This window comes from Stenotrophomonas sp. RIT-551 (genome assembly GCF_026241915.1).
Taxonomy (GTDB): Bacteria; Pseudomonadota; Gammaproteobacteria; order Xanthomonadales; family Xanthomonadaceae; genus Stenotrophomonas; species Stenotrophomonas bentonitica_A.
The window spans coordinates 181,496-207,673 of record NZ_JAPJIU010000002.1 but is presented as its reverse complement, the minus strand read 5'-3'; the positions used below and the strand labels follow the sequence as shown (position 1 = coordinate 207,673).

Here is a 26,178-nt window from a genome sequence, read left to right as displayed (position 1 = left end):
AAGCGCAAGGATAGCGGCAAACACGCTTGCCACGTTCTGCTACGGTGCGCGCGTGCCCACCCCGCCTCATGCCAACACTCCGCTCCCGCATCCGCCCTGGCGCGAGGCCATGCTGTGGATGCTGCTGCTCGGCGCGATGTTCATCCATGGCTACAGCTGGACCAATCAATGGGCCGCCAGCCAGGCCCATACCTACAGCCTGCACGGTCGCTGGGACGAGGCGATCCCGTTCTGGCCTTGGTCGATCTGGCCGTACCTGGCGCTGAACCTGCTGTACCCGCTGACGTTCTTCCTCTGCCCGACCCGATCCGCCCTGCGCCGCCATGCGATGGCCATCGCGCTGGTGCAGGCCGCCTGCATGCTCGCCTTCGTGTGTTGGCCGACCGGCAACGTGCGTGTTTTGCCGCAGCCGGATGGCGCGAGCGGACTGGTGTTCGCCCAGCTGCGCGCGTTCGAGGCGCCGTTCAACATGGCGCCGTCGCTGCATGCCGCGGTACTGGTGGTGGTCTGGCAGGCATGGCGCCGCTGGCTGCTGGCCGATACGGCGGCGTTGCGCTGGCTGTGGCACGGCGCCTGTGGGCTGATCCTGGTTTCGACGCTCACCACCTGGCAGCACGATCTGCTGGACGTGCTTGCCGGCCTCGTGGTGGGCGCGCTGGCGCTGTGGATCACCGCGAGCTCAAGGGCCCCGTAGCGACCGGTAGGCCCCTCGGCAAATGTCCCCCGGCCGCCGCCTCACAGCGACGACCTCCTCCTTGATTTTGCCCAGGGGCCTACCGGCCGCTACGGCGCTCCGGCTCGCGGTAGGCAGAAGAGAAGCCGTGCTTTCCATGCAGCGCCAGTGGTCTGGACACGTGGGGCGCGATGCCCTTGTGGGCGAAATAAAGGAGGAGGGGGCGGCCGCAGGCCGACGCCGGGGGACATTCGCCGGCAAGGGCATCGCGCCCCAGCGCTCGACCTACTCGAGGCCTCGCCCGGAAAGGCTCAGAGGGCGCTTCTTGATTTCACGCAGATGGGAGCAGAACAAAAAAGGCCAGCGCGAACGCTGGCCTTCCGATATCCATACCGGTGACGCTTACTTGTTCTCGGCATCACCCGGGGTGAAGTGCGGCATCGCCGCAGCGGCGCCTTCCTTCTCGGTCGAACGACCGGCGAACTGGTTGGCGAACCGCACGTGACGGGCGAAGGCCGCCTCCGGGTCCTGCGCGATCGAGGCCACCAGCGCACCGTTGAACGCATCGCCGGCACCGGTGGTGTCCAGCACCTGCACCTGCTCGGCGCCCACGCGGTAATACGGCTGGGTATCGCCACGCAGGTTCTCTTCGGCGTGCGACACGAACACACCCACCGAACCCAGCGTCACCACCACCGTGCCGTTGCCGACCAGCTTGCGGCACAGCGCATGCAGGCTGGCGCCATCCAGCGCGGCGACATCGTTGGCATCCACGCGCTCGCCGACATGACGGCCGAGCAGGGCGGCGAACTCGGTCTCGTTCGGGGTCAGCACATCGGCCAGCTTGAGCAGGCCGATGCTGGAGGGCGCATCGGCAGGCGCGACGTTGAGCACGGTGGTGGCACCGGCCTCGCGTGCGATGGCCAGGGCCGCCTCGATCGTTTCCACCGGCGATTCCAGCTGCGCCAGCACCACCTTGGCACCGGCCAGCAGCGCGCGCTGCTGGTCAACGAAACCCAGGCTCAACGCGGCGTTGGCGCCCGGGCCGATCACGATGGTGTTGCGGCCGCGGCTGTCGACATAGATGCCGCCGGTGCCGGTCGGCTCGCTGCTGGCCTCGGCGGTCAGCGCGAAACCGTCCTGCTCGGCCAGGCCGCGGGCCATCGCACCGCCGGCGTCATTGCCCAGCGCGCACAGGAACGTGGTCGGCGCGCCGGCACGGCGGGCGGCCACGGCCTGGTTGAAGCCCTTGCCGCCGGGACCGGTGCTGTAGCGGCCGGCAATGGTCGCACCCGGGGCCGGGAGCGACTCACAACGCCAGACATGATCCACATTGAAGGAACCGATTACGACGACACTGCTACTCATAAAGACTGTTTCTCAGGGAACGGATATCAGCTGAAATGCGTCAGCACGCCGGCGATGGTCGCCGTCATGAAGGTGGCAATGGTACCGCCCAGCACCGCACGCAGGCCGAACTTGGCCAGATCGTGGCGGCGCTCCGGTGCCAGACCACCAATACCACCGATCTGGATCGCGATGGAGCTGAAGTTGGCAAAACCGCACAGCGCGTAGGTGGCGATCAGGCGGCCCTCGTCGGAGAGCACCATGCCCGGCACCTGGCCGTTGACGATCTTGGACAGCTCCGAGTACGCCACGAACTCGTTGATCACGACCTTCTGGCCGATCAGCGAGCCGACCGTGGTGGCATCGGCCCACGGGGTACCGATCACCCAGGCGATCGGGGCCAGCAGGTAGCCGAACAGGGTGGACAGGTCGGTCGGGCGGCCGATGATCGCGGCCAGGCCGGTCACGTCACCCAGCCAGGTCAGCGGGGCGTTCAGCAGCGCGATCAGCGCGATGAAGGCCAGCAGCATCGCACCGATGTTCAGTGCCAGCTTCAGGCCGTCGCCGGCACCGGCCGCGGCGGCGTCGATGATGTTGCTGGAGGTCTTCTCCACTTCCATCTTGACCGTGCCGCGGGTCAGCGGGGTGCCGGTTTCGGGCACCAGCAGCTTGGCCACCACCAGGGTCGCCGGGGCGGCCATGATGCTCGCCGCCAGCAGGTGCTTGGCGTAGAAGGCCTGCTGGGCCGGGTCGCTGCCACCGAGCATGCCCACGTAGGCGGCCAGCACGCCGCCGGCGATGTGCGCCATGCCGCCGATCATCATCGTGATCAGCTCGGACTGGGTCATCTTGGCGATGTACGGGCGCACCGTCAGCGGTGCTTCGGTCTGGCCGATGAAGACGCTGGCGCAGACGCTGGTGGTTTCCGCACCGGACACGCGCATGATCTTGGTGATCGCCCAGGCCATCGCACGCACGATCGTCTGCATCACGTTGAGGTGGTACATGACCCCCATCAGCGCCGAGAAGAAGATGATGGTCGGCAACACCTGGAAGGCGAAGATGAAACCGAACTGCTCGGTGTTCATCAGGCTGCCGAAGATGAAGCCGGAGCCCTCGTTGACGAAGCTCAGGATCTTGACGAAGCCCTTGCCCAGCGCATCGAACACATCACGGCCACCCGGCACCAGCAGCACCACCGCCGCGAAGGCGATCTGCAGTGCGATACCGGTGACCACCAGGCGCCAGTCGACGGCCCGCTTGTTGTTCGAGAACAACCAGGCAATGCCGATCAGCACTGCCAACCCGAACAGGCCGAAGCCAATCCTGCCCAAACCTTCGACCATGAGACTTCCCTTGGGGCGCCGCGAAAAACGGGAAGCCTAGAGCAGCGGCAAGGGCGGGGCAAGGAAAAGCAGCGTCTGCGAGCCGATCGGTCGTGATCGGGCCTGTATCGACAAGGCATGGCCAGCGTGGCGCGTGGTGTGTCACGGGCCGTGAGATCGCCGCGGCCGGCCTGCGCGCGCTGCGCGCCACCCTCTACACTTACCGGCATCGATCCGGCCCGGTCGCGGGCCCGCAGCAGGAGAATCACATGCTCTATCGCCGTCTTGGCTCCACCGGCCTGAAGCTCTCGGCCCTGTCCTTCGGGGCCTGGGTGACCTTCGGCGACCAGATCGGCCGCGATGAGGCCCGCAAGCTGATCGCCACCGCCTGGGATGCCGGGGTCAACTTCTTCGACAACGCCGAGGGCTATGCCCGCGGCCGCGCCGAGCAGGTGATGGGGGATGTGATCGCCGACCTGCGCCTGCCCCGTGATGGCTTCTGTGTCTCCAGCAAGGTGTTCTTCGGGGCGGTCGACGACCCGCGCCCGACCCAGCAGGGCCTGTCGCGCAAACATGTGACCGACGCCTGCCACGCCGCGCTCAAGCGCCTGCGGGTGGACTATCTGGACCTGTACTACTGCCACCGCCCGGATCCGGACACCCCGATCGCCGAGACCGTGCAGGCCATGGATACCCTGATCCGCCAGGGCAAGGTGCTGTACTGGGGTACCTCGGAATGGTCGGCCGCGCAGATCCAGGAAGCGGTGGATATCGCCCGCGCACGCCACCTGCACGCCCCGTCGATGGAGCAGCCGCAGTACAACCTGCTGCACCGCGAGCGGGTCGAGCGCGAGTACGCGCCGCTGTATGCCGAGGCGGGGCTGGGCACCACGATCTGGTCGCCGCTGGCCTCGGGCCTGCTGACCGGCAAGTACAACGCCGGCGTCGACCCGCAGTCGCGGCTGGGCCAGGAACAGCTGGGCTGGTTGAAGGCGCAGGTGCTCGAGGACGGCAGCGACCGCCTGGAGCGGGTCCGCCGCTATACCGCGCTGGCCGCGCAGCTGGGGGTCTCCCCGGCGCAACTGGCGATCGCCTGGTGCCTGCGCAATCCCAACGTCTCCAGCGTGATCCTAGGCGCGAGCCGGGTCAGCCAGCTGGAAGAGAACCTGGGCGCACTGGCGCTGTTCGAGCAGCTCGATGAAAGCGTCTGGCAGCAGGTGGACGCGGTCTTTGGTTGATCGGCCGGTTGGGTGCAGGGCGCCGGCCAGCGGCCGGCGCTACCGATCCCGTGGCAGGGACATCGAGGTACCCGACTGGTGGAAGGTCGTGCCGGCCGCTGGCCGGCTCCGCAATCCCGTGCAGCGGCACGCGTCCCACTATGCGATTGACGAAACCTATTGATAGATGAAGTTCGATCATTAATGCCATCTATCAAATTGAGAATGGTTGTTGATTGTCAACTGAGAATCATTATCATTTGACTCGCCCCTCGCAACGAGTCCAGACGATGAACACTCAAGCTGCTGTACTGCTGCGCCCCGAAACGCTGACCCTCCGCGACCGTCCGGTCCGCGTGGTCCCGCCCGAAGAAGTGATCGACAGCGAAGCCCTGCTCAAGGGCCGCCGTGAAATCCTGATCCAGCACGGCGACCGCTTCTATCGCCTGCGCCATACCAGCAACGACAAGTTGATCCTGACCAAATGACGGCGCTGCCTCCCCCGCGGGGAGGCACCGATGACCGCGTGGCTACGCGATCCGTGCCTTCCCTGGGCAGGCCGTTATCCCAGCTCTCTCCCCCTCGACACTCCGCCGTCGGCTCCGGCCCGCGGCGTGGGTCGAGGGTCTCCCCCGCAACCGCCGATTGCAGGTAGATCCCATGAGCCGCGCCCTTTCCGTCGGCCGCCCACCGGGCCGCCATCCCATCGCCGGCCTGCCATCGGCCGCACAGCTGGCCTCACTGGGCACCGTGCTGTGCCTGTACCGCCCGGACAGCAGTGAACTGGGCGGTTGGAAGCACGCCGTGTCTGCCCACGCCTGCCAGGGCATGGACAGCGAAGGCATCCGCGAAAGCCTGTGCTTCGTCGATGCCCGCGGCCGCTGCTGCTGGCGGCTGTACCTGCTGCCGGACAGCGATTTCCTCGCCTGGGACCGCCTGGTTTCCGCCTTCCCCGCACGCCCCGAGCCGGTCAACGACGCCGGCGTCGCTGAGCGCCTGTGGCGGCGCCTGGCCGTGCGCCTGGGCAACGACGCCTGGCGCATGTGCGCACTGCGCCTGCAGGTCGGCGAAGGCCGCGAACTCGCCGCCAGCCTGGCCTCGTTGTCGGCCCTGGGGGCGACCACCGCACGCCGGATCGGGCACGTCGAAGGGGCCGAAGGCGAGCTCTGGGTCGACGACTGCTGCTGCGCCACCGCCGCTCGCCGCGGCGGAGCGTGGGCAGCCGACGGCATGCCGGTGATCCAGCTGTAATCTGAAACGACGGGCCGGCCCGGCGTCGATGCCGCGCCATCGCAGCTGTCACCGACGCGAAGCCGGTGGCGGCCCGAATGCGGGCGTCGCCCTCACTCCTTGAACATCAAGAACGCCGCTACCAGGATCAGCCCGAACGCGGCCCAGTGGTTCCACTTCAGCGGCTGATCCAGGTAGAACGCCGAGAAGGCCGCGAACACCACCAGGGTGATCACCTCCTGCATGCCCTTCAACTGCGGCGCCGAATACACCGCACTGCCCAGGCGGTTGCCCGGTACCTGCAGGCAGTACTCGAAAAACGCGATGCCCCAGCTGACCAGGATCACCGTCATCAACGGCGCACTCTTGTACTTCAGATGCCCGTACCAGGCGAAGGTCATGAAAATGTTGCTGCCCAGCAATAGCAGTACGGGATACAGATAGGCAGTGAACGGGGTGCCGGGCATCCGGGCGATCTCAGGGGGCAGGGGCGTGCAGCATACCGAGGCACGCCCCGTGCCTGTGTCATCGCCGCGTGCTCATGCCTCCCGCAGGGCCAGCGCCGGCGGGGTATGCAGGATCCGCCGCGTGCCCCACCAGCCGGCCAGCATGCTCAACAGCACGCCCAGCCCACCGCCAAGCAGCAACGGCCCCCAGGGCGGACTGAGCGTCAACTCGAACACCTGCCGCGCCACCACGCTGCCCAGCAGCGCCGCCGTGCCCACCGCCAGCAACGCCGACAACAGGCCCAGCGCCCCGAACTCGACCAGCACCGCGCCCCGCAGCTGGCGCCGCGTGGCCCCCAGCGTGCGCAGCACCGCACTGTCATAGCGGCGCTCGCCGGCCGTGGCCTGCAATGCCGCCAGCAGCACCAGTAGGCCGGCCAGCAGACTGAAGCCCATGACCAGCTGCACCGCCTGCGTCACCCGGTTGATCACCTCGCGCACGCGCTCGAGGATGCCGTCGATGTCCAGCAGCGAAATGTTGGGGTACGCCCGGGTCAGCCCGGCCAGCGCCGGTGCCTGCGCGCGCGGCAGGTGGAAGGCGGTGATCAGGTTGTAGGGCGCATCGGCCACCGCGCCTTCGTTGAGCAGCAGGAAGAAATTGACCCGGAACGAATCCCAGTCCGCCTTGCGGATGCTGGTGACCGTGAAGCTGCGCTCCTGATCGCCCATCTGCAGCGTGACCGTGTCGCCCAGCTTCATCCCGTAACGCTCAGCCCAGCCCTGTTCGATCGAGGCTTCCGCCGCGGTACTGCCGGCCTTCCAGAAGGTTCCGCCGAGCAGCGTGTTGGCCGGCGGGAAATCATGCCGCCACGAGAAGTTGACCGGGCGGTTGGCATCGTCGTCCTCGTTGCTGTTGTCCTCGCGCGCCTGCCGCTGCGGCGGACGCGCGTTGACCGCCAGCAGGCGACCGGTACTGAACGGCTCGATGCCCGGCGAGACCACGCCCAGCCCGGCCAGGGTCGAGAGCACCGCATCGCGCTGCTCCGGCTGGATGTTCATCAGGAAGTAGTTCGGCGTATCGGTCGGCAGGCGGTCGCGCCACTGCGCCAACAACCCCGGGCCGATCACCGACAGCAGCAGCAGCGAACACAGCGACAGCGACAGGCCGACCAGCTGCATCACCGCCAGCCCGCGCCGCCGCGTCAGCGAGGCCAGGCCCAGTTTCCAGCGCCCGCGCAGGCGCGGTTGCACGCCACGCAGCAGCCACAGCAGCAGAGCACCGAGCGCACCGGCCAGTGCCGCCAGTGCGGCCAGCCCGCCCAGCACCCACGCAGCCAGCTTGACGTCGCCGGTGGCCTGCACCGTGAGCGCGACGGTGGCCGCCAGCGCGGCCGCATAGACCAGCATGGAACTCGGCGGCAACGCCGCGAAGCTGCGGTTGAGCACGCGCATCGGCGGCACGCTGCGCAGGCGCAGCAGCGGCGGCAGGCCGAAGCCGAGCAGCAGCACCAGGCCGATGCCGGCACCACTCAGCGCCGGCGTGGCCTGCGGCAGGGGCAGGCGGTTCGGAATCAATCCGCCCAGTGCCTGCACCAGCCCGGCCTGCGCGGCCATGCCCAAGCCGATGCCGACCAGACAGGCGGGCACCGCCAGCATCACCAGCTGCAGCGCCATCGCGCTGAGGATGTCGCGCTGGCGCGCGCCCAGGCAGCGCAGGATCGCGACCTGGTCGATGCGACGCATCGCGAAGCGGTTGGCGGCCAGCGCCGTCGCTACCCCCGCCAGCAGCACCGCCAGCAACGCGGCCAGCGACAGGAAACGGCCGGCCAGATCGAATGCGCCGCGCACCCCGCGCTGGGTATCGTCGATGCCGACGATCCGGTAGCCCTTGGCCTGCGGCGTCAGCCACTCGCGGAAGGCGGCGATCTGCGCCGGCTCGCCGGCGAACATCATCCGGTACGAGGCGCGGCTGCCCGGGCCGAGCAGGCCGGCACGGTCCACATCCATGCGATTGACCAGCAGCGGCGGCGACAGCTGCATCAGCTCACCGGAGGTATCCGGCTCGGCCTGCAGCACCCGCGTCACGGTCAACGTGCCTGCGCCGAATTCCAGGGCATCGCCCACCTGCAGGCCAAGCGCCTGCATCAGCCGCGGATCGGCATAGGCCTGGCCGGGCGGCGGCGTGCCCGCGGTCTCGCTGGCGGTGTCATGCAGGGTGCGGCTGACCCGCAGTTCGCCGCGCAGCGGATAGCCGTCGGCGACTGCCTTGATGTTGGCCATCTGGCTGTCATCGCCATGGAACAGCACGCTTGGGAAACTGACCATGCGCGTATGGGCCAGGCCGCGTTCGCGCGCTGCCTCGGCGAAGCTCTGCGGCACATCCTCGCGTCCGCTCAGGCCCAGATCACCGCCAAGCATTTCCGCCGCGCTGCTGGTCAGTGCCAGCGTCACCCGGTTGACCAGCGTGCCCACCGCGGTCATCACCGCCACGCCCAGCACCAGCGCGGCGAACACGGTCAGCAGATCCCCCGCCAGGAACTCGCGGCGCAGCGCACGCGCCGCGTGGCGCACGACGTTCATGCGCCCACGCCGGCAACGGTATCGGCCAGGCGGCCACCGTCGAGCTGGTAGATGCGCTCGCAGCGCTGGGCCAGGCGCAGGTCATGGGTGACCAGCACCAGGGTGGTATCACTGGTGGCATTGAGCGCAAACAGCAGGTCGCTGATCTGCTGCCCGGTGGCCTGGTCCAGGCTGCCGGTGGGCTCATCGGCGAACAGGATGCGCGGCCGTGCCACGAAGGCGCGGGCGAGTGCCACACGCTGCTGCTCGCCACCGGAAAGCTGGCGCGGGTAGTGACGCGCACGGTGGCCCAGGCCGACCTGCTCCAGCACCTCGCGTACCCGCGCGGCATCCTCGCGGCCGGCCAGCTCCAGCGGCAGCGCGATGTTCTCTTCGGCGGTCAGGGCCGGCAGCAGATGGAAACTCTGGAAGACGAAACCCACTTCGCGCGCGCGCAGCTGCGCGCGGGCCTCCTCATCGAGCGTGTTGAGATCGGCACCGGCCAGCGCGATGCTGCCGTGGCTCGGCAGGTCCAGCCCGGCGAGCAGGCCGAGCAGGGTGGTCTTGCCCGAACCTGAAGCGCCGACGATGGCCACGCTCTCGCCTTCATGGACGGTCATGTCAATGTTGTCCAGTATGTGGACTTCACCCTCCGGGCCACGTGCGGACTTGCCCACGTTGTGGGCGGCGATGGCGACGGGCGCGCTGCGGGGGGACAGGCTGTCGATGAGGATTCTCCAATGAACCAAGCAAGTGGAAAGGGCAGTGCGGCCCCGATGGGCTGGCTGCTGGCATGGTTGCTGCTGATGCCGATGCTGGCCTGTGCCAAAGGTCCGGACACCCGTGCGGCGGTGCTGGTGGTCGGCGACAGCCTCAGTGCCGCCCACAATATCCCGGCCGCGTCGGGCTGGGTAAACCTGCTTCAGCAGCGGGTCAAACAACAGATCACGCCGCCGCCGGCGATCATCAATGCCAGCATCAGTGGCGAAACCACCGCCGGCGCGCTGACCCGCCTGCCGGGCCTGCTGGAGAAGCACCGCCCTTCGGTGGTGGTGATCGAGCTGGGTGGCAACGATGCGCTGCGCGGGCTCACTCCGGCCCAGCTGCGCGGCAACCTGGAAAAGATGATCGTGGCCAGCCAGAAGGCCGGCGCCAAGGTGCTGCTGCTGGGCATCGACGTGCCGCCCAACTACGGCCCGGCTTACCGCCAGCGCCTGCGCCAGACCTATGCGGAGCTGGCCCGGCAGTACGAGGTACCGCTGCTGCCGTTCCTGCTGGAAGGCGTGGCGCTGAAGCCCAACCTGATGCAGGCCGACGGGCTGCACCCCACCGCAGCTGCGCAGCCGCAGGTGCTGGACAACGTCTGGCCGCTGCTCAAACCCCTGCTTTGATCGGTGTGTGAGGAACTTCACGCCGCGTCCACTGGCGATGCGGCATGTTTCACAAAGCTGAAGAAAGAGGGAATCCCATGCGTCAGACAAAGGAGACCTCCGGCCTGGTGCTGGTGGTCGAAGACAACCGTAATATTTCCGAGATGATCGGCGAGTACCTGGAAGGGCGCGGCTTTGAAGTCGACTACGCCCAGGATGGGCTGGACGGTTATCGTCTGGCGGCCGAGAACAGCTACGACGTGGTCGTGCTGGACCTGATGCTTCCGCGTCTGGACGGCATCGAGGTCTGTCGCCGCCTGCGCAACGACGCCCGCAAGTCGACGCCGGTGCTGATGCTGACCGCGCGCGACACGCTGGACGACAAGCTCACCGGCCTGGGGTTCGGCGCCGATGACTACCTGACCAAGCCGTTCGCGATCCAGGAACTGGAAGCCCGCCTGCGCGCGCTGATCCGCCGCGAGCGTCGCCAGGTCGGCTCGGAAGTGCTCAAGGTCGCCGACCTCGTGCTCGATCCGGTCAGCATGCGCGCCACCCGTGCCGGGACCGAACTGCAGCTCTCGCCGATCGGCCTGCGCCTGCTGACGATCCTCATGCGCGAATCGCCGCGTGTGGTGACCCGCCAGGAAATCGAACGCGAGATCTGGGGCAATGGCCTGCCCGACTCGGATACCCTGCGCAGCCATCTGTACAACCTGCGCAAGATCATCGACAAGCCGTTCGACCGCCCGCTGCTGCACACGGTGCAAAGTGCCGGTTACCGCATTGCCGATATCGCCCAGCCGATGAGCTGACAGGGGATCGATCGCCGCTCGGCCACCTGCCGGTGAGCTGGGCGGCGATCCTCCGGCACCCTCTGGAGCATGACGGCCCGGCGCTTGCCGGGCCGTTGTCATGGTTTGCACGATGGAATCACGGCAAGCTTTCCTATAATCGCCGCGAACCGCCCTGGACCCCGTAATGCCGCACGGTCTGCCGCGCAAGATCCGCATCGTCTTCATCCTCCAAGCCGTGCTCGCCAGCCTGGGCATCCTGCTGGGCGCGTGGCTGGTGTCGTTGGTGATCAAGCACAGCCTGGTCAGCAGCGCGCTGCAGGAAGAGGCCAGCTATTACTGGCAATTGCACGAGGCCTCGCCGGTGCAGCCGCCGCCCAACACCCAGAACATCCGCGGGTATCTTCTCGAGACCGGGCAGTCGCCGCTGAGCCTGCCAGCCAACCTTCGCACGCTCCCTGCCGGCTTCCACGAGCTCAAGGACGACGACCAGCTGGTGCTGGTCGATGCGCGTCCGGAAGGCCGCCTGTACCTGGTGTTCCTGCGCTCGCGCGCGGAGATGCTGGCGTTCTGGTTCGGCGTGGTGCCGGTGCTGCTGACCCTGCTGGCCGTCTATGGCGCCTCCTGGATCACCTACCGCGCCTCCAAACGCCTGGTCTCGCCGGTCAACTGGCTGGCCAGGCGCGTGTCGCGCTGGGATCCCGGGCACCCGGAGGCGGCCGATCTGGCGCCGGCCAAACTGCCGGCCGACATGCAGGGCGAGACCCGCCAGCTGGCCGCCGCGCTGCACTCGTTGGCGACCAAGGTCACCGCGCACGTCGCGCGCGAACGCAACTTCACCCGCGATGCCAGCCACGAGCTGCGCACCCCGCTCACCGTGATCCGCGTGGCCAGCGACATGGCACTGGGCGACCAGGACATGACGCCACGCCTGCGCCGTGGCCTGCAGCGCATCCAGCGCGCCGGGCGTGACATGGAAGCGGTGATCGATGCCTTCCTGATCCTGGCCCGCGAGGCCGATGTCGAGCCGCAGGTCGAGCTGTTCGACGTCAATGAGATCGTCCGCTACGAGGTCGACAACGCCCGCGAGCTGATCGCCGGGCGACCGGTCGAGATCCACCTGCACAGCCACGGCCCGGTGATGCTGCACGCCCCGCCGCGGGTACTGCAGGTGGTGGTCAGCAACCTGCTGCGCAACGCCTGCAGTTACACCGACGAAGGCCGGATCGATGTCGATGTCGAAGACGACCGGGTGGTCGTGCGCGATACCGGCATCGGTATGTCGCCCGAAGCGCTCAGCCGCGCGTTCGAGCCGTTCTACCGTGCCGAACACAGCCGCCCGCAGGGCACCGGGCTGGGGCTGTCGATCGTGCGCCGGCTGTGCGACCGCTTCGGCTGGAAGATCGGCCTGAACAGTGCGCCCGGGCAGGGCACCCAGGCCACGATCCACTACCGTTGAGTCGGGGAGGCGTGGCGCCTCCCCGCCTGGTTCAGTCGCACTGCACCTTCGGCGCCAGCGCCTTGCGCCAGATCGCATAGCCTTCCGGGGTCATGTGCAGCATGTCCTCGCGGAACAGCGCGGCGCGTGGCTGGCCATCGGCACCGAGCATCGGCGTGTAGACATCGGTGTAGCCGGTGTTGGGCAGCGAGGCCAGGGCCTTCTGGATCAAGCCGTTGGCTTCCACCACCGCGGGCAGCAGGTTCGCGCGTGACGGGCTGGGCTTGATCGAGATGATCTCCACCGTCGTACTGGGCAGGTCGCGGTGCACGCGCTGCACGAAGGCCACCACGTCATCGCGGACCTGGGCCGGGCTGCGGCCGCTGTTGAGGTCGTTGTCGCCGGCGTAGAAGAACACCTTGCACGGCGCATACGGGATCACGATGCGGTCGGCATACCAGGTGCTGTCGCGCACTTCCGAGCCGCCGAAGCCGCGGTTGAACACCGGCTGGCCCGGGAAATCGGTGGCCAGGCTCTCCCACATCCGGATCGAGGAGCTGCCGATGAACTCGATGCCGCCGCGCGGCGGCGGGTTGGCCGCGTCCTGGGATGCGAACTGCGCCATGTCGCCGGCCCACGCCACGTTGGAGACCTGGGTCGGCACCTGCGGTGCGACAGGGGCGGGGGAGCGCGCCAGCGCGGGCAGGGCGGCCCCCAGGGCAAGAGCGAGCAGAAGGGGGCGGGCACGACGGTGCAGCATGGACGACTCCTGTGGTGGGCGCCTGGGGCGCCCGGACGGGTAGACGTTCATCATAGAAGTTGCGGCCCGGCCGCGCTTTACCACGGACGGGCGTTGGCCGCCTTCGACAATGCCCCGACCGGCTTATGGCAAAATGAGGGATTGCCTGCCCCATTCAGCGATGCCCATGACTGTCTGCCGTGTGCTGTTCCTGCCGTTCCGGCGTGCGTTGCCGACCGGGGTGCCTGCCCATGGCCGATGAAATCGGCCACCTGCCGCGCGGCCCCAAGCGCATCTTCAAGGCCGCGGTGTGGTCCTGGCAGGGGTTGCGTGCGGCCTGGCTGCACGAGTCCTCGTTCCGGCTGGAGGTCTACCTGCTGATCGTGCTCGCGCCGCTGGCACTCTGGCTCGGCCAGACCCCGGTGGAACGCGCGCTGATGATCGGCTCGGTGCTGCTGGTGCTGGCCATGGAACTGGCCAATTCGGCGATCGAGGCGGTGATCGAGCGCTACGGCGCGGAGTTCCACGAGCTCGCCGGTCGCGCCAAGGACATGGGCTCGGCCGCGGTCTTCGTGCTGATGATGAACGTACTGGTGTGCTGGGTCCTGATCCTGCTGCCGCAAATCTTCTGACGCGGTCCTGCCGCGTCATCCCCCCTGTAAGGATGGAAGTCCATGTTCCTTGAGTTGTTGTCCGACCCCAATGTCTGGTTGACCCTGTTCACGCTGAGCGCGCTGGAAATCGTGCTGGGCATCGACAACCTGGTCTTCATCTCGATCGCGGTGAGCAAGCTGCCCGAAGCGCGCCGCCCGTTCGCGCGCAAACTCGGCATCGCGGTGGCCTGCATCACCCGCATCCTGCTGCTGGTCTCGCTGGCCTACCTGGCCCACATGGAAGCCAACCTGTTCACCATCGCCGGCATGGGCATCTCCATCCGCGATCTGGTGCTGATCCTCGGTGGCCTGTTCCTGATCATCAAGGGCACCATGGAGATCCGCGAGCTGATCACCGGCGGCGAAGACGAAGACCCGACCACCACCAAGGCCTCGGCCGTGTTCGGCATGGTGATCGCGCAGATCGCCGTGATCGACATCGTGTTCTCGCTGGACTCGGTGATCACCGCCGTCGGCATCGCCGATCACATCCCGGTGATGGTCGCCGCGATTCTGCTGTCGGTGGCCGTCATGCTGCTGGCCGCCAACCCGCTGGGCCGCTTCATCGACGCCAACCCGACCGTGAAGATGCTGGCCCTGGCCTTCATCCTGCTGATCGGCGTGGTGCTGATCCTGGATGGCCTGGGCGTGCACGTGCCCAAGCCCTACATCTATGCCGCGATGGGCTTCTCGGTGCTGGTGGAATGGCTGAACCTGCTGATGCGCCGCCGCGCCGTGGCGCACAACGTGCCGGGTGCCGGCAACTGGTAAGGGGGTAGGTGCCGACCTTTGGTCGATACCCACATCCGCTTTACCCGGAACATGGCATGCTCCGGATCCCGTTCATCGAGATCCGGAGCCGGCCATGCGATCGTTCTCCCGTTTGTTGTGCCTGGCCGTGCTGGCCTCCCTGTTGTCCGGTTGCGGCTACAACGCCATCCAGCAGAAGGATGAGCAGGTCAAGGCGGGCTGGGCCGAGGTGCTCAATCAGTACAAGCGCCGCGCCGATCTGATCCCCAACCTGGTGCAGACCGTGGAAGGCTATGCCAACCAGGAACGCCAGGTCCTGACCGATGTCACCAACGCCCGTGCACGCGTGGGGCAGGTCAACGTCAACGCCGACGATGCCGACTCCCTCAAGCAGTTCCAGCAGGCCCAGGGTGAGTTGAGCGGTGCGCTGTCACGCCTGCTGGTGGTCACCGAGAATTACCCGAACCTGAAGTCCGACCAGGGTTTCCGCGATCTGCAGGCGCAGCTGGAAGGCACCGAGAACCGGATCACCGTGGCGCGCGGCCGCTATATCCAGATGGTGCAGGACTACAACACCTACATCCGCCAGTTCCCGCAGGTGATCACCGCCAAGCTGTTCGGCTATGCGACCAAGCCGAACTTCACGGTGGAGAACGAAGCGCAGATCTCGCAGCCGCCGGCGGTCAAGTTCGGTTCGCAGCAACCGGCCCCCGCGCCCGCGCCGCAGCCGCAGGCCCCGCAGCAGCAGCCACAGCCGGCGAACTGAGCCCGTGACCACGCGCCTGCTGCGTTGCCTGCTGCTGCTCTGCCTGGCGCTGGCGCTGCCTGCCTGGGCGCAGACCCAGGCGGCGATCCCCCCGATGTCCTCGCCGGTGGTGGATACCACCGGCACATTGGACGCGGCGCAGATCCAGGCGCTGGAGGCGCAGGCGCTGGCGCTGCAGCAGCGCAAGGGCAGCCAGCTGCAGATCCTGATGGTGCCGAGCACCGCGCCGGAAACCATCGAGCAGTACACCCAGCGTGTGTTCGAGCAGTGGTCCATCGGCCGCAAGGGCGTGGACGACGGCGTGCTGCTGGTGGTGGCCAAGGATGACCGCCGGGTCCGCATCGAGCCGGGCTACGGCCTGGAAGGCGCGATTCCGGATGCGATCGCCAACCGGGTGATCCAGGAATACCTGGCCCCGCGGTTCCGCAGCAACGACTACGCCGGTGGCCTCACCGATGCCAGCGCCGCGCTGGTCAAGCTGATCGACGGCGAGGCCTTGCCCGCGCCGGTCAGCACGCATCGCGCCCAGGACGCCCCGGCGGGGGGCAACTGGACGATGGCGCTGGGCATTGGCCTGTTTGCCGGCCTGTTCCTGCGCGGCATCCTGGGCTGGCTGCCGCGACCGCTGCGCGCGCTGGCCAGCGGTGCCGGGGCCGGGGTGGCCGCGTTCCTGTTCACCTCGCTGGTGGTCGCCAGTGGCGCGGCCGCCGTGGTGGGCCTGCTGGTCGGCCTGACGTCGGCCGGTCGCGGCGGCGTGTTCGCGCGCAGTGGCGGCTGGGGTGGCGGTGGCGCCTCGGGAGGCTGGTGATGCGCTGGCTCCGGCACGTGTTTTCTCCTTCGGTGCGGCGCGCCTTCCCACCGGCACATCTGCAGGCGATCACCGATGCGATCAGCGCCGGCGAGCGGCGCCACGGTGGCCAGGTGATGTTCGCGGTGGAAGCGGATCTGCCGCTGGCCGCGTTGTGGCAGGGCGTCACGCCCCAACAGCGCGCCGAACATGCCTTCGCCCAACTGCGCACCTGGGATACTGAACACAACAATGGTGTACTGATCTACCTGCTGCTGGCCGACCATGCCATCGAGCTGGTCGCTGACCGCGGCCTGCGCGGGCGCATCGGCGAGGCGCAGTGGCAGGCGATCTGCGCGCACATGCAGCAGCGGCTGCGTGAGGGCGCCCTGCAGGCGGGCGTACTGCTGGCGATCGAAGAGGTGTCGGACCTGCTGGCCGGGCACTATCCGCCCCTTCCGGGGTCACAGGATGACGGCCTGCCGGACACGCCGCAGATCCTGGGCTGAAGCCTGGCAATCGCACGGTCGGGGCCGCCGCGAGGCCGCTCCCGGGCGGCGCTAGAATATCTGCATCCCTGCAAGGCGCCCTTCATGATCTATTTCCACGACATCGACCCCATCGCCATCTCGCTCGGGCCGATCAAGGTGCATTGGTACGGCATCATGTACCTGCTCGGCTTCACCGCTGCCTGGTGGCTGGGGCGCAAGCGGATCGCCGCCGGTCGCCTGCCCGGGGTCGATGCCAACGGCTTCTCCGACCTGCTGTTCTACGCGATGCTCGGCGTGGTTGTCGGTGGCCGCGTGGGCTACATGCTGTTCTACGCGACCGCCGAATTCCTGCACAACCCGCTGCTGTTGTTCAAAGTGTGGGACGGCGGCATGAGCTTCCATGGCGGCCTGCTCGGCGTGCTGTTCGCCTCGTGGTGGTGGTCGCGCAAGCACCGCCTGCACCTGTTCGACACCCTCGATTTCATGTCCCCGCTGGTGCCGCTGGGCCTGGGCTTCGGCCGCATCGGCAACTTCATCGGTGCCGAGTTGTGGGGCAAGTACACCGACGGCACCTGGGGCGTGGTGTTCCCGAGCGGCCTGCCCGCGCCGTTGAACGGGCTGGACCTGGCCACGCTCAAGGCCGAGTTCGCCACCGGCGCGCTCAACCAGTACGCGCGCCATCCTTCGCAGCTGTATGAAGCGCTGCTGGAAGGCCTGGTGATGTTCGTGGTGCTGTGGGCGGTCTCGGCCAAGCCGCGCCACCGCTACGTGATCGCCGGCCTGTTCGCGCTGATGTACGGCATCTTCCGCTTCGCAGTGGAGTTCGTGCGCATGCCCGACAACGGCGTCTACCTCGCCTTCGACTGGTTCACCCGTGGCCAGCTGCTCAGCCTGCCGCTGGTCGCCTTCGGCCTGGTCCTGCTGGCGCTGTCGCGTCGCGCGCCGGTGCTGCAGCCGGTGGTGCCGGTCGCCCCGGCAGGAGCCAAGGCATGAAGGCCTACCTGGCGCTGCTCGAGCACGTGCTGGAGCACGGCACGGAAAAATCCGACCGCACCGGCACCGGCACGCGCAGCGTGTTCGGCTGGCAGATGCGCTTCAACCTCAATGACGGCTTCCCGCTGGTCACCACCAAGAAACTGCACCTGCGCTCGATCATCCATGAGCTGCTGTGGTTCCTGAAGGGCGATACCAACATCGGGTACCTGAAGGACCACCAGGTGCGGATCTGGGACGAATGGGCCGATGCCAACGGCGACCTCGGCCCGATCTACGGCAAGCAGTGGCGCAGCTGGGGCACTGCCGATGGCGGGGCGATCGACCAGATGCAGTGGCTGGTGGACGAGATCAAGCGCAACCCCGATTCGCGCCGGCTGGTGGTCAGTGCCTGGAACGTGGGCGAGCTGTCGCAGATGGCGTTGATGCCGTGCCACAACCTGTTCCAGTTCTATGTGGTGGACGGCAAGCTCAGCTGCCAGCTCTACCAGCGCAGCGGCGACATCTTCCTGGGCGTGCCGTTCAACATCGCCAGCTACGCGCTGCTGACCCACATGGTGGCGCAGGCCACCGGGCTGGGCGTCGGCGATTTCGTGCACACCCTGGGCGATGCGCACCTGTACTCGAACCATGTCGAGCAGGCCCGCGAACAGCTCGCCCGCGAGCCGCGCGCGCTGCCGACGCTCTGGCTGAACCCCGAGGTGACCGATCTGTTCGGGTTCCAGTTCGAGGACATCCGCATTGATGGCTACGATCCGCATCCGGCGATCAAGGCGCCGGTGGCGGTGTGAGTGGCCCGCGCATGAAGCTCTCGCTGATCGCTGCGCTCGACACCGGGCACGGTATCGGTCGTGACAATGACCTGCCGTGGAAGCTGCCGGACGATCTCAAGCGCTTCAAGGCGCTGACCGTCGGCAAGCCGATCCTGATGGGGCGCAGGACCGCGCAGTCGCTCGGTCGCGCCCTGCCGGGCCGCCTGAACCTGGTGCTGACCCGCAGTGGCCAGGTGCCGTTCGAGGGCATGCAGGCGGTGGCTTCGATCGAGCAGGCGCTGCAGGCTGCAGGCGATGCGGGGGCACAAGAGTTGTGCGTCATTGGTGGCGGCGAAATCTATCGCCTGGCCATGGACCAGGCCACCGATCTGCACCTGACCTGGGTGGACACCACCGTGCCGGCTGATACCCATTTCCCTGCCGTCGATCCAGCGCTATGGGTGGAAGTGGCGCGCGAGCACCACGCGGCCGATGAGCGGCACGCATTCGCATTCGATTTCGTGGATTACCGCCGCGCCTGAGCCGGCGGTGAAGTCAGGCCGGTCGTGTTGACCGGCCTGCGGATCACTCCGCGTCGCTGGTGACGTCGCTGTGCTGCGGCTGCGGTTGTGTGCTTTGTGCGGGCTTGGTGCCGCCACCTTGGCGACCTTGGCCGCCCCGGCCACGGTCGCGCCCCTGGCCTTGGCCCTGCCGCGGCGGGCGCCCGTTCGGCGGCGTGCCTTCGGCGGCCGGCCGGCGTGCCGGCGGACGCGGCGCGGAGACCGGCTTGGGCACGTCGCGGCCCGGCACCTGCACCACGCGCAGCTCGTCCGTATCCAGCTGCAGGGCGGTGAGCTTGCCCCCCCAGACCGCGCCGGTATCGATGGCGTGCACGCCCTGGGTGATGGTCAGGCCCAGGGCGGACCAGTGCCCGCAGACGATCTTCAGATCGCGCTCGGCGCGGCCCGGCACTTCGAACCAGGGATACAGCCCCTGTTCCTGCGTACCCGGCGTGCCTTTGTCCTCGATCCCGATCCGGCCACGCGGCGTGCAGTAGCGCATGCGGGTGAACAGATTGATGATCGCGCGGGAGCGGTCGTAGCCGGCCAGGCCGGGCGACCAGCTCGGCTTGTCGCCGTACATGTTGCGGAACAGCTTGCGGTAGCCGCTGCCATGCAGCTGCTGCTCGACCTCGCGGGCGTGCTTCTCGGCCAGCTGGGTGCTCCATTTCGGGGCCAGGCCGGCGTGGATCATCATCCAGCCCAGCTCACGGTCCACATGGGCCAGCTTCTGCATGCGCAGCCATTCCAGCAGCTCGTCGCGGTCCTCGGCCTGCACGATGCGCAGCAGGTCCGGGTTGACCTTGCGCTGCTCTTCCTCGGTGCGTGCACCGACCGCGAGCAGCGACAGGTCATGGTTGCCCAGCACGATCACGCTGCTCTGGCGCAGCGAATGGACCAGGCGCAGGGTTTCCAGCGACTGCCCACCGCGGTTGACCAGGTCACCGCAGAACCACAGCTTGTCGACCGCGGGGTCGAAGTTGATCTTTTCCAGCAACCGCTGGGTGACGTCGTAGCAGCCCTGCAGGTCGCCGATGGCCCAGACACTCATGCGTGCGCCTCCATCAGTGCAGTGTGCGCGGAACGGTCAGGACGAACGGCGCGATGGGGGCGGCGAACTCGGTGCCGTCATCGGCCACCATGTCGTAGTGCCCCTGCATCGTGCCGTGCTCGGTCTCCAGCATGACACCGGAGGTGTAACGGAAGTCTTCACCGGGGCGCAGCCGCGGCTGCTCGCCGATCACCCCGTCGCCGTCGACCCGCTCGGTGCGGCCATTGGCATCGGTGATCCGCCAGTGGCGGGCCACCAGGCGTGCGGCGACGCGCCCCTGGTTGAGGATGCGGATCGTGTAGGCGAACGCGTAGCGCCCGTCCTCCGGCGTGGACTGGTCATCGAGGAAGCGGGGGGCGACCTCGACGGAGATCGCGTAATTTGCAGCGTCGTTCATGCAGGCAGTGTAGTAAAAGTTGTGCACGATGAGATGAGTGCTGCCCGGCTGGCAGCGCCCCGTCATGAAGGTCAGGCGGTTCCACGTGCGCGCGGCGCCCGGGGGCCGCGGGCGAGGCGCTCATCCCTGCGCGGCGTCGTCACCGTCGGTGTACGGCACGTTCGCCAGCGCGATGAACTGCGCCACGTCCAGCTGCTCGGCACGGGCATCGCTGCGCACCCCGGCTGCTTCGAACTGCTCGGGCGTGCAGACGTTCTGCAGTGCATTGCGCAGCGTCTTGCGGCGCTGCCCGAAGGCGGCCTTTACCACGTGGGCAAATCGCTTGCGGTCCAGGATGCCGACCGTGGCCGGATCGCGCGGGACCAGCCGCACCACGGCCGAATCGACCTTCGGCGGCGGCCGGAACGCACCCGGCGGCACCACGAACAGCGAGGTCACCTTGCAGAACGCCTGCAGCATCACGCTCAGCCGGCCGTAGACCTTGCTGCCCGGATCGGCGGCCATGCGGTCGACCACTTCCTTCTGCAGCATGAAGTGCATGTCGGTGATCACCGCCGCGTGGTCCAGCGCATGGAACAGGATCGGCGAGGAGATGTTGTAGGGCAGGTTGCCGACCAGGCGGATCGGACTGCCGGCGGCCAGCTCGGTGAAATCCACCTGCAGCACGTCGCGGTGGATGATGGTCATCTCACCCAGCGGTTCGGCGGCGGCGGCCAGTGGCCCGACCAGGTCGCGATCGAACTCGATCACGGTCAGTTTCGGGTGGCGGCGCAGCAGTGGCAGGGTGATGGCGCCCTGGCCGGGGCCGATTTCGACCAGGCGGTCGCCGTCCTTCGGGTTGACCGCCAGGACGATCTTGTCGATGTAGCTGCGGTCGGCGAGGAAGTGCTGGCCGAGCTGCTTCTTGGCGGGGCCGGAGAAACCGGGCGCGCCGGAGGAGGAATACGAAGAAGTCATGGCACCAGTGTACGTTGGCGCGCCAGCCGGGCACACAGCGCGGTGGCAGCGAGGAGGCTGGAGGGGTCGGCGATGCCGCGGCCGGCCAGGTCCAGGGCGGTGCCGTGGTCGACCGCGACGCGCGGGTAGGGCAGGCCCAGGGTGATGTTGACGGCCTGCTCGAAGCCGCTGTACTTGAGCACCGGCAGGCCCTGGTCGTGGTACATGGCCAGCACCGTGTCGAAACCGGCCAGCTTGGCCGGCAGGAACGCGGTATCGGCCGGCAGCGGGCCGACCAGGTCCATGCCCCGGGCGCGCAGGCGCTCCAGCAGCGGGATGATCAGGTCCAGCTCTTCGCGGCCCAGATGGCCGTCTTCGCCGGCATGCGGGTTGAGCCCGAGCACGGCGATGCGCGGCGAGGGCAGGCCGAAATCGCGCTGCAGGGCGTCGTGGACGATCTGCAGGGTCAGGGCCAGGCTCTCCGCGGTGATCGCATCGGCGACCGAGCGCAGCGGCAGGTGGGTGGTCGCCAGGGCGACCCGCACGATCTGGTTGGCCAGCATCATCACCACCGGGGTGCGGGCCTGGTCCGCCAGCAGTTCGGTGGTGCCGCTGTAGGCGATGCCGCCTTCATTGATGACCGCCTTGTGCACCGGGCCGGTGACCACGCCCGCCAGCTCACCGGTCAGGCAGGCCTGGCCGGCCTGGCGCAGGGCGCCGATCACCGCGCCGGCATTGGCCGGGTCGGGAGTGCCGAAACGGGATGGCACCGCATTGGGCACCACCCGCAACGGCAGATCGCCCGGCTGGCGGGCGATCGCGTCTTCAGGCAGGAGCTGCAGCGGCAGCGACAGCGCCGCGGCGGCGGCGTGCAGGGTATCCGGGTCGGCGAAGGCCAGCAGCCGGCAATCGGCGCGCGGCTGCTGGATCAGGCGGAGGCAGAGCTCCGGGCCGATCCCCGCCGGCTCGCCCGGTACCAGCGCGAGCTGCGGGAGCATGGATCAGGACTGCGGCGGCGTGGTCGCCGCGGCACCCGGCGCATAGCCGCGCATGTCCACGTAGGCTTCGCCACGCAGTTCCTGCAGGAAGCGGTTGTACTCTTCCTCCAGCTTGCGGCGGCCGATCGTTTCACGGATCTGGGCGCGCTGGTTGTCGGTGGTGGCATCGGTCTGGCGCGTGGCAACGCGCTGGACGATATGCCAGCCGGCATCGGTGCGGAACGGCTGGCTCACGCCGCCGTCGGCCACGCCTTCGACCTGCTTGCCGAAGTCCGGGCCGAATGCATCGACCGGGAACCAGCCCAGATCGCCGCCCTGGCCCTTGCTGTTGTTGTCTTCCGAGGATTCCTTGGCGACCGCGTCGAACTCGGCGCCACCGGCGATGCGGGCGCGCAGCGTATCGATCTTGGCCTTGGCCGCGGCGTTGTCCTGCTGGTCGGTGATGCGGACCAGGATGTGACGGGCGTGGTACTCGGTGATGGTGTGACCGCCGGCGGCGGCCGCGCTGGCATCACGCACCTCCACCAGCTTCAGCAGCTGGAAGCCGCTGGGGCCACGCAACGGACCGACCACGTCGCCGGTCTTCATTTCCTTCATCATCTGCGCGAAGGCATTGGGGATCTCATCCAGCGAACGCCAGCCCAGGTCGCCGCCTTCCAGCGCGTTCGGGCTGTCCGAATAACGGACCGCCGCGGCGTTGAAGTCGATCTCACCCTTGTCCAGCAGTGCCTTGACGCCATCGGCCTTCTTCTGGCCGGTAGTGATCTGCTCGGCGGTGGCACCTTCGGGCAGGCCGATCAGGATGTGGGCCAGGTGGTACTGGGTGCCCACGGTGGCCTGCTGCTTGAGCGCGCCATCCACTTCGCCTTCGCTGACGGTGATGCGGCTCTGCGCGAAGCTCTGGCGCAGGCGCTGGACGGTGATCTCGTCACGCACCGAATTGCGGAAATCGTTGAAATCCAGACCGTCGCTGGCCAGACGCTGGCGCAGGGCATCCAGGGTGGAGCCGTTCTGCTGGGCGATGGCGTTGATGGCCTGGTTCAGTTCCTGGTCGCTGACCTTGATGCCGCTGCTCTCGGCACGCGCCACCTGCAGCTTGACCAGGACCAGACGCTCCAGCACCTGGCGGCTGAGCACATCATCGGGCGGCAGCTGGTTTTCGCGACCGGCGTACTGCGCCTTGATGTTCTGGACGGCACGGTCCAGTTCGCTCTGCAGCACGACGTCCTCATCGACGATCGCCGCGATGCGGTCCAGCGGCTGACTCTGCTGGGCCAGCACCTGCAACGGGGCCGTCGCGGAGGAGACCGCCAGCAGGGAGGCGAGGAGTACGGGAAGGGTCTTGGTCATGGGATCTGATTCGGATCGTAGTCGTCGCGGGCTGCACCGGTGTTGCTGGGCGGCACCAGATAGAGGTCGTCTCGGTAGTAGCCGAGAATAGCACGGCGCAAGGTGCGGTCCGTGTTCTGGCCGATGGAGCTCAGGCCCTTGAGCACGAACTCGATCTGGAAGGAGTTGTTGAGTTCACCCTCGCGGTTGCGCACGTAGCGGCGGGCGATGGCGCGAACGGCCAGGCAGCAGCTGTCCCACTGCACACCGCCGATGATTTCCAGCGGGGCGCGGTCCTGGATGGAGTAGTAATAGCGGCCGACCAGGCTCCAGCGCTCATTGAGCGGGTACAGGAAGGACAGGTCGGCCTGCTCCAGCAGGGTCCGGTCGCGGCGGGTCGCCGTGGTCGAGGCCTGCGGATTCAAACGGCTGCGGTAGGTCAGATTGACGATGCCGTCGTTGGACATCAGGTAGCGCGCGCGCACGCTGGCCAGGTCCTCACGCTTGTACTTGGGGTCCCACTGGTAGGTGGCGCCCAGCGTCCAGCGGTCGTTGATCATGTAGTTCGTATCGGCGATCCAGGCCGACTTGCCCTGCTCGACCGGGGTTTCACTGCTGTTGAGCGTGACCCGTGAATCATCGAAATACAGGATCTGGCCGATGCTGCCGGAGAAGCGCTCCTTACCGGTGTCCTGGTCGATGAAACGGGTGCTCACCGCCATGGTCAGCTGGTTGGCATCGTTCTGCCGATCGGCGCCGGAATAGCGCGAATCGCGGAACAGCTGGCCCCAGCTGAAGGTGAAGTCACGCGTATCGAACACCGGCAGATCGCTCTGGTCGCGGTACGGCGTGCGCAGGTAGAACAGGCGCGGTTCCAGGGTATGCAGGAAGCGGGTATCGCCGATTTTGGTCTCGCGATCGAAGAACAGGCCGGCGTCGATGGTGCCGATCGGCAGGCTGCGGCTTGGCGAAGTATTGCCGCGTAGCTGGTCCGGGGTCGCGGTGGCCGGATCGATACCGGCGGCGATCAGGTTCTGCCGGCGGATGTCGTCGGCCAGGCCGCGCTCCAGGTCGTACCCGGTGTAGCGGTAGGCCAGGGTCGGGGTGACGTACCAGGCCGCGCCACTGAAGGGCATGGACACATACGGCTTCACGTCCAGGCGCGAGCCGCCGTCCATGCTGCGTGACACGCCGGTGCGCTCGTACTCCTGGTCGGCGCCGAACTTCTCATGCACATCCAGGTGCGTGAAGTTGACGGCTTCGGCGTACACGCCGGTTTCCAGCCAGGGCAGCAGCGGCTTGTCCCAGTTGACGAACAGGCGCGGCTGGCGGGCGTAGGGCAGGGACGCTTCGGTCAGGGTGTAATCGGTGAGCTGCCAGTAATCGGCCATCAGCCCGCCGGTCCAGTTCTCGCCGGTGCCGTAGATGCCGATCTGGCTCTGCAGGTTGGAGGTGGTCACGCCGAGCAGCCGGTTGGAGAAATCCTCCAGATAGCGCTCATCGCTGACCCAGGCCAGGCTGGCACGGGCCTGCCAGTTGGCGTTGATGTTGTGATACCCGCTGAACTCCACGCGGCCGCGATCCTTGTCGCGCAGCTTGTCGTTGGGCAGGTAGGCGGTCAGCAGTTCGCCGCGGCCACCGTCGTAGAGGTAGCGGAATTCGTTGTCGAGCATGAAGCCGCGCTTGCTCATGTAGCGCGGCATCAGGGTGTCGTCGAAGTTCGGCGCCAGGTTCAGATAGATCGGCTGGGTGTAATCGAAGCCGTTGCGCCCGGACAGGCCAACCTGCGGATAGAGGAGGCCGGTCTGGCGGCGATCATCGATCGGGAACTTGAAGTAGGGCGCCCACAGCACCGGCACCTTGCCGATCCGCAGCACCGCGTTGCGTGCGGTGCCGAAACCGGCGTCGTTATCGACCTCGATCTGCGGTGCCGACAGCTTCCATACCGGCTGCGAGGGATCGCAGGTGGTGTAGGTGGAGCGGTGCATCTGGCCGACCGCACCCTGCAGGTCGATCGACTCGGCGCCGCCATTGCCGCGGCGGGACACCAGCTGATACTGGATATCGCTGATCTTGTGGGTGTCGCTTTCCTGGTTGCCCTCGGCGCGACGGGCCTTCATCCGGATCGAGGAGTCCTGGTAACGGACATTGCCCTCGGCGATGTAGTTGCCGCTTTCGGTATCGAAGCTCAGGTTGTCGGTGCCCAGGAACTGGTCGCCGCGCTTGAGCGCGACATTGCCCTGGTAGTTGGGCACCACGGAGGTACCGGTCAGTTGGTCGCCTTCGATGTCCGTCGGCTGCTGGTCACGCGTCGCGGCCGCGGCTTTGTCGGCCTTGGGCGCGTCGTCGAACACGGGCAGCACGTCGGTCACCGGGCACAGGCCCCAGTTCACCGGCTTGTCGTCGGCCAGGGCCGGCAGGCAGATGGCGATACTGAGGGGGAGGGGCAGCAGGCGGAGGGCTCGGCGCACGCGGTATCGGATTCGGACGAAAACGGATCGTAGCTTGCCCCATCCCTTGCATAGGGGCAATGAAGGCCCGGCCCAGGCAGGGGGCCGGGTTCATTCGCCGGGCGGCCCC

At 67.7% G+C, this 26,178-nt stretch carries 27 protein-coding genes; 15 read left to right on the top strand and 12 right to left on the bottom strand.

All coding sequences use genetic code 11. From position 1 onward, the window contains the following. The first annotated feature begins 109 nt into the window (after positions 1–109). On the top strand, positions 110–694 hold the full coding sequence (locus tag ORK51_RS03640; RefSeq protein ID WP_266084083.1) for a phosphatase PAP2 family protein: 585 nt from the start codon (positions 110–112) through the stop codon (positions 692–694). A 381-nt stretch (positions 695–1,075) separates the two neighbouring features. Here the strand turns inward: ORK51_RS03640 and ORK51_RS03635 are convergent, their stop codons facing one another. Beyond that, a complete protein-coding gene (locus ORK51_RS03635; protein WP_266084081.1) occupies positions 1,076–2,041 on the bottom strand; it encodes a ribokinase in 966 nt (321 codons plus the stop codon). Between the two features lie 26 nt (positions 2,042–2,067). Further along, entirely contained in the window at positions 2,068–3,366 is a 1,299-nt protein-coding gene (locus ORK51_RS03630; RefSeq protein ID WP_019182450.1) for a NupC/NupG family nucleoside CNT transporter, read from the bottom strand. 248 nt (positions 3,367–3,614) lie between these two features. Between ORK51_RS03630 and ORK51_RS03625 the strand changes: the two genes are divergently transcribed. From ORK51_RS03625 to ORK51_RS03615, 3 genes are all read left to right on the top strand, one after another. Then, the gene (locus ORK51_RS03625) at positions 3,615–4,583 is read left to right on the top strand and encodes a potassium channel beta subunit family protein (RefSeq protein ID WP_019182449.1); all 969 of its coding nucleotides are present in this window, start codon (positions 3,615–3,617) and stop codon (positions 4,581–4,583) included. 269 nt (positions 4,584–4,852) lie between these two features. Further along, positions 4,853–5,050, top strand: a complete 198-nt coding sequence (gene hemP / locus ORK51_RS03620; protein ID WP_019182448.1) for a hemin uptake protein HemP — start codon at positions 4,853–4,855, stop codon at positions 5,048–5,050. A 172-nt stretch (positions 5,051–5,222) separates the two neighbouring features. Next, a complete protein-coding gene (locus ORK51_RS03615; RefSeq protein WP_019182447.1) occupies positions 5,223–5,813 on the top strand; it encodes a ChuX/HutX family heme-like substrate-binding protein in 591 nt (196 codons plus the stop codon). 92 nt (positions 5,814–5,905) lie between these two features. Here ORK51_RS03615 and ORK51_RS03610 read toward each other — a convergent pair whose 3' ends face one another. From ORK51_RS03610 to ORK51_RS03600, 3 genes are all read right to left on the bottom strand, one after another. Beyond that, a complete protein-coding gene (locus ORK51_RS03610; protein ID WP_019182446.1) occupies positions 5,906–6,259 on the bottom strand; it encodes a DMT family protein in 354 nt (117 codons plus the stop codon). A gap of 72 nt (positions 6,260–6,331) precedes the next feature. Next, positions 6,332–8,818 carry an ABC transporter permease gene (locus ORK51_RS03605; RefSeq protein ID WP_266084075.1) on the bottom strand — a complete coding sequence of 829 codons (2,487 nt, stop codon included), beginning with the start codon at positions 8,816–8,818 and terminating at the stop codon, positions 6,332–6,334. After that, positions 8,815–9,489: an ABC transporter ATP-binding protein gene (locus ORK51_RS03600; RefSeq protein ID WP_399619003.1), complete on the bottom strand. Its 675-nt coding sequence runs from the start codon at positions 9,487–9,489 to the stop codon at positions 8,815–8,817. Before ORK51_RS03600 ends, ORK51_RS03605 begins: the two co-directional genes overlap by 4 nt. A 48-nt stretch (positions 9,490–9,537) precedes the next feature. On the opposite strand from ORK51_RS03600, the gene ORK51_RS03595 reads away from it, so the two are divergent. From ORK51_RS03595 to ORK51_RS03585, 3 genes are all read left to right on the top strand, one after another. Further along, the gene (locus tag ORK51_RS03595) at positions 9,538–10,188 is read left to right on the top strand and encodes an arylesterase (protein ID WP_323053962.1); all 651 of its coding nucleotides are present in this window, start codon (positions 9,538–9,540) and stop codon (positions 10,186–10,188) included. 77 nt (positions 10,189–10,265) lie between these two features. Beyond that, complete coding sequence (locus tag ORK51_RS03590) at positions 10,266–10,979, top strand: response regulator transcription factor (RefSeq protein ID WP_019182442.1); 714 nt, start codon at positions 10,266–10,268, stop codon at positions 10,977–10,979. 166 nt (positions 10,980–11,145) lie between these two features. Then, complete coding sequence (locus ORK51_RS03585) at positions 11,146–12,417, top strand: sensor histidine kinase (protein ID WP_266084071.1); 1,272 nt, start codon at positions 11,146–11,148, stop codon at positions 12,415–12,417. Between the two features lie 31 nt (positions 12,418–12,448). Here ORK51_RS03585 and ORK51_RS03580 read toward each other — a convergent pair whose 3' ends face one another. Continuing rightward, positions 12,449–13,156 carry an SGNH/GDSL hydrolase family protein gene (locus ORK51_RS03580; protein WP_070426649.1) on the bottom strand — a complete coding sequence of 236 codons (708 nt, stop codon included), beginning with the start codon at positions 13,154–13,156 and terminating at the stop codon, positions 12,449–12,451. A gap of 230 nt (positions 13,157–13,386) precedes the next feature. Between ORK51_RS03580 and ORK51_RS03575 the strand changes: the two genes are divergently transcribed. The 8 genes from ORK51_RS03575 to ORK51_RS03540 all read left to right on the top strand — a co-directional run bounded on the left by ORK51_RS03575 (position 13,387) and on the right by ORK51_RS03540 (position 18,869). Then, positions 13,387–13,767, top strand: coding sequence for a diacylglycerol kinase (locus tag ORK51_RS03575; protein ID WP_019182439.1), 381 nt, complete (start codon positions 13,387–13,389; stop codon positions 13,765–13,767). A gap of 42 nt (positions 13,768–13,809) precedes the next feature. Further along, on the top strand, positions 13,810–14,559 hold the full coding sequence (locus tag ORK51_RS03570) for a TerC family protein (protein ID WP_046273668.1): 750 nt from the start codon (positions 13,810–13,812) through the stop codon (positions 14,557–14,559). A 94-nt stretch (positions 14,560–14,653) separates the two neighbouring features. Beyond that, entirely contained in the window at positions 14,654–15,304 is a 651-nt protein-coding gene (locus tag ORK51_RS03565) for a LemA family protein (protein ID WP_019182437.1), read from the top strand. 4 nt (positions 15,305–15,308) lie between these two features. Beyond that, positions 15,309–16,112, top strand: coding sequence for a TPM domain-containing protein (locus ORK51_RS03560; RefSeq protein WP_266084065.1), 804 nt, complete (start codon positions 15,309–15,311; stop codon positions 16,110–16,112). Further along, positions 16,112–16,600, top strand: coding sequence for a TPM domain-containing protein (locus ORK51_RS03555; RefSeq protein ID WP_070426651.1), 489 nt, complete (start codon positions 16,112–16,114; stop codon positions 16,598–16,600). The genes ORK51_RS03560 and ORK51_RS03555 overlap by 1 nt, the downstream gene beginning before the upstream one ends. An 84-nt stretch (positions 16,601–16,684) precedes the next feature. After that, a complete protein-coding gene (gene lgt, locus ORK51_RS03550; RefSeq protein WP_070426652.1) occupies positions 16,685–17,575 on the top strand; it encodes a prolipoprotein diacylglyceryl transferase in 891 nt (296 codons plus the stop codon). Then, a complete protein-coding gene (locus tag ORK51_RS03545; protein ID WP_019182433.1) occupies positions 17,572–18,366 on the top strand; it encodes a thymidylate synthase in 795 nt (264 codons plus the stop codon). The genes lgt and ORK51_RS03545 overlap by 4 nt, the downstream gene beginning before the upstream one ends. Before the next feature lie 11 nt (positions 18,367–18,377). Next, positions 18,378–18,869, top strand: coding sequence for a dihydrofolate reductase (locus tag ORK51_RS03540; protein ID WP_266084061.1), 492 nt, complete (start codon positions 18,378–18,380; stop codon positions 18,867–18,869). Positions 18,870–18,912: 43 nt separating this feature from the next. Here the strand turns inward: ORK51_RS03540 and ORK51_RS03535 are convergent, their stop codons facing one another. The 6 genes from ORK51_RS03535 to lptD all read right to left on the bottom strand — a co-directional run bounded on the left by ORK51_RS03535 (position 18,913) and on the right by lptD (position 26,069). Then, a complete protein-coding gene (locus ORK51_RS03535; protein ID WP_266084059.1) occupies positions 18,913–19,938 on the bottom strand; it encodes a symmetrical bis(5'-nucleosyl)-tetraphosphatase in 1,026 nt (341 codons plus the stop codon). 13 nt (positions 19,939–19,951) lie between these two features. After that, the gene (gene apaG, locus ORK51_RS03530) at positions 19,952–20,335 is read right to left on the bottom strand and encodes a Co2+/Mg2+ efflux protein ApaG (protein WP_046272001.1); all 384 of its coding nucleotides are present in this window, start codon (positions 20,333–20,335) and stop codon (positions 19,952–19,954) included. A gap of 120 nt (positions 20,336–20,455) precedes the next feature. Beyond that, positions 20,456–21,292: a 16S rRNA (adenine(1518)-N(6)/adenine(1519)-N(6))-dimethyltransferase RsmA gene (rsmA, locus tag ORK51_RS03525; RefSeq protein ID WP_019182429.1), complete on the bottom strand. Its 837-nt coding sequence runs from the start codon at positions 21,290–21,292 to the stop codon at positions 20,456–20,458. Next, positions 21,289–22,269, bottom strand: coding sequence for a 4-hydroxythreonine-4-phosphate dehydrogenase PdxA (pdxA, locus tag ORK51_RS03520; RefSeq protein WP_070426654.1), 981 nt, complete (start codon positions 22,267–22,269; stop codon positions 21,289–21,291). The genes rsmA and pdxA overlap by 4 nt, the downstream gene beginning before the upstream one ends. Positions 22,270–22,272: 3 nt before the next feature. Next, positions 22,273–23,619 (bottom strand): peptidylprolyl isomerase, encoded by a 1,347-nt coding sequence (locus ORK51_RS03515; protein WP_019182427.1) that lies wholly within the window; start codon positions 23,617–23,619, stop codon positions 22,273–22,275. Beyond that, positions 23,616–26,069: an LPS-assembly protein LptD gene (gene lptD, locus ORK51_RS03510; RefSeq protein ID WP_261997688.1), complete on the bottom strand. Its 2,454-nt coding sequence runs from the start codon at positions 26,067–26,069 to the stop codon at positions 23,616–23,618. Before lptD ends, ORK51_RS03515 begins: the two co-directional genes overlap by 4 nt. Between the last annotated feature and the right edge of the window lie 109 nt (positions 26,070–26,178).

Coding starts and splice junctions, on each gene's coding strand:
- ORK51_RS03605 (WP_266084075.1), bottom strand. CDS start 8,818: ATGAACGTCGTGCGCCACGCGGCGCGTGCGCTGCGCCGCGAGTTCCTG.
- ORK51_RS03595 (WP_323053962.1), top strand. CDS start 9,538: ATGAACCAAGCAAGTGGAAAGGGCAGTGCGGCCCCGATGGGCTGGCTG.
- hemP (WP_019182448.1), top strand. CDS start 4,853: ATGAACACTCAAGCTGCTGTACTGCTGCGCCCCGAAACGCTGACCCTC.
- ORK51_RS03515 (WP_019182427.1), bottom strand. CDS start 23,619: ATGACCAAGACCCTTCCCGTACTCCTCGCCTCCCTGCTGGCGGTCTCC.
- ORK51_RS03580 (WP_070426649.1), bottom strand. CDS start 13,156: ATGCTGCACCGTCGTGCCCGCCCCCTTCTGCTCGCTCTTGCCCTGGGG.
- ORK51_RS03540 (WP_266084061.1), top strand. CDS start 18,378: ATGAAGCTCTCGCTGATCGCTGCGCTCGACACCGGGCACGGTATCGGT.
- ORK51_RS03585 (WP_266084071.1), top strand. CDS start 11,146: ATGCCGCACGGTCTGCCGCGCAAGATCCGCATCGTCTTCATCCTCCAA.
- ORK51_RS03625 (WP_019182449.1), top strand. CDS start 3,615: ATGCTCTATCGCCGTCTTGGCTCCACCGGCCTGAAGCTCTCGGCCCTG.
- ORK51_RS03575 (WP_019182439.1), top strand. CDS start 13,387: ATGGCCGATGAAATCGGCCACCTGCCGCGCGGCCCCAAGCGCATCTTC.
- ORK51_RS03555 (WP_070426651.1), top strand. CDS start 16,112: ATGCGCTGGCTCCGGCACGTGTTTTCTCCTTCGGTGCGGCGCGCCTTC.
- ORK51_RS03570 (WP_046273668.1), top strand. CDS start 13,810: ATGTTCCTTGAGTTGTTGTCCGACCCCAATGTCTGGTTGACCCTGTTC.
- ORK51_RS03635 (WP_266084081.1), bottom strand. CDS start 2,041: ATGAGTAGCAGTGTCGTCGTAATCGGTTCCTTCAATGTGGATCATGTC.
- ORK51_RS03545 (WP_019182433.1), top strand. CDS start 17,572: ATGAAGGCCTACCTGGCGCTGCTCGAGCACGTGCTGGAGCACGGCACG.
- ORK51_RS03565 (WP_019182437.1), top strand. CDS start 14,654: ATGCGATCGTTCTCCCGTTTGTTGTGCCTGGCCGTGCTGGCCTCCCTG.
- ORK51_RS03535 (WP_266084059.1), bottom strand. CDS start 19,938: ATGAGTGTCTGGGCCATCGGCGACCTGCAGGGCTGCTACGACGTCACC.
- ORK51_RS03615 (WP_019182447.1), top strand. CDS start 5,223: ATGAGCCGCGCCCTTTCCGTCGGCCGCCCACCGGGCCGCCATCCCATC.
- lgt (WP_070426652.1), top strand. CDS start 16,685: ATGATCTATTTCCACGACATCGACCCCATCGCCATCTCGCTCGGGCCG.
- apaG (WP_046272001.1), bottom strand. CDS start 20,335: ATGAACGACGCTGCAAATTACGCGATCTCCGTCGAGGTCGCCCCCCGC.
- rsmA (WP_019182429.1), bottom strand. CDS start 21,292: ATGACTTCTTCGTATTCCTCCTCCGGCGCGCCCGGTTTCTCCGGCCCC.
- pdxA (WP_070426654.1), bottom strand. CDS start 22,269: ATGCTCCCGCAGCTCGCGCTGGTACCGGGCGAGCCGGCGGGGATCGGC.
- ORK51_RS03630 (WP_019182450.1), bottom strand. CDS start 3,366: ATGGTCGAAGGTTTGGGCAGGATTGGCTTCGGCCTGTTCGGGTTGGCA.
- ORK51_RS03640 (WP_266084083.1), top strand. CDS start 110: ATGCTGTGGATGCTGCTGCTCGGCGCGATGTTCATCCATGGCTACAGC.
- ORK51_RS03590 (WP_019182442.1), top strand. CDS start 10,266: ATGCGTCAGACAAAGGAGACCTCCGGCCTGGTGCTGGTGGTCGAAGAC.
- ORK51_RS03610 (WP_019182446.1), bottom strand. CDS start 6,259: ATGCCCGGCACCCCGTTCACTGCCTATCTGTATCCCGTACTGCTATTG.